Below are 1602 nucleotides of genomic sequence, written 5' to 3'. Positions count from 1 at the left end.
TAATCGAGTAGACGGCCCCAGCCATAGTTGACTGGGGTGCGCCTCTCACACCACCGTACGTACGGATCTCGTATACGGCGGTTCACGGAACAATTCATCTTTTCTTGTTGGCCTTTTCCTCCAAGGATTTTCCGAATTTGACTTTGAGATAGTATTCCAGGAATGGAATGTAGCCACGTTTCCGGAGTCGGTCCTCGGTCACGGTAGTCCCCATGATTGGACTACAAGCGATTGCCCATCCACCTTTGCGGGAATAGGCGAATCGTATTGCCCAGCTTTCCTCGACTCCTAACTGCCGGAAGGCTCGTAAGCGACGCTTTGGCCGCTTCCATTGCTTCCAAATACAGTACCGAAGACGACACCGTATCCAAGCATCCAGGTCCTTGAGTTTCTGATAGCCTGTAGCATACTGAAAGTAATTTACCCAGCCTACCATTAGGCGATTTAGCTTTTGGACCCGTTCTTGGAAAGGAATGGGACTAGTTTTGCGCGTGATGACCTTGATTTTCTCTTTCAGCCTTTTCCAACTGCTTTTGGAGATACATAAGCGATACTGACCCCGAGCTCCTTTCTTGTAACTGGACACAAAACTGTGCCCGAGTAAAGTAAATTGAAGTGGGCGACAGATCCGGGTTTTCTGAGTGTTGACTTCTAAGTGAAGCTTGGTTTCCAGAAAACGGGTAATGCTGTGTAGAACTCGTTGAGCAGCTCTTTGGCTGGTGAGGAAAATGCTACAGTCATCCGCATACCGGACAAATTTATGTCCGCGTTTTTCCAGTTCCTGATCCAGTTCGTGGAGCAGAATATTGGAAAGTAACGGACTTAACGGACCGCCTTGTGGTGTACCCGCTGCTCTGGCTCGTACCACATTGCCTTCCATAATGCCACTTTGTAAGTACCGCCGTATCAGCCTAAGCAGTGTTTTATCACTTATTCTTTGGCTGATTAGTCCCATAAGTTTGTCATGATGGACCCGGTCGAAGAACGACTTTAAATCCAGATCAATGATCCAATGGCGACCTTGGTTTATGTACTCTGTGGCTTGGTGAAGGGCATGGTGAGCACTACGTTTTGGACGAAATCCGTAGCTGAAGTCGGAAAAATCGGGCTCCCAAATCGGGCTCAATACCTGGTGCATAGCCTGTTGTATCACCCTGTCCATCACCGTAGGAATACCCAACTGGCGATGACCGCCGCTTGGTTTGGGTATCTTTATTCCACGGACTGGCAGAGGACGATAGGTTCCACCGAGTAGCTCTGATTTGATCTTTTCCCAATGGCGCATCAGATAGCGTGGTAGGTTTTGCGTTTGCTCACCATCCACCCCGGCTGCGCCCTGGTTCCGTTTGACCGCGTGGTAGGCATTGATGAAGCTTTGTCCACCAACGACCCAACGCATCAACTTGTCGAACTTCTTGACCATTAAAAAAAAAAGAATCGTTTGCCTTTATCTGCCACAGTTCGCGTAAATCAACATCCACCGGTCGGCTTCCAAATTGATCTAGTAACAATTGACCAAAAGGCGGTTCCATGTTCAGCCCTTCACGAGTTGGCATCTCAGCCAGTCGCTACTATGGCTTCTGCTGACTTCTCCAAAAAAAA

1 protein-coding gene is annotated in these 1602 nt (G+C 48.6%); it reads right to left on the bottom strand.

The annotated features are described in order from the left end of the window. Positions 1-94 precede the first annotated feature (94 nt). On the bottom strand, positions 95-1423 hold the full coding sequence (ltrA, locus tag CRP01_RS41625) for a group II intron reverse transcriptase/maturase (RefSeq protein ID WP_222845958.1): 1329 nt from the start codon (positions 1421-1423) through the stop codon (positions 95-97). Positions 1424-1602 lie beyond the last annotated feature (179 nt).

The organism is Flavilitoribacter nigricans DSM 23189 = NBRC 102662 (assembly GCF_002646595.1).
Classification (GTDB): domain Bacteria; phylum Bacteroidota; class Bacteroidia; order Chitinophagales; family Saprospiraceae; genus Flavilitoribacter; species Flavilitoribacter nigricans.
The sequence above is the reverse complement of the archived record's forward strand: the minus strand, read 5'-3'. Positions and strand labels throughout refer to the sequence as shown.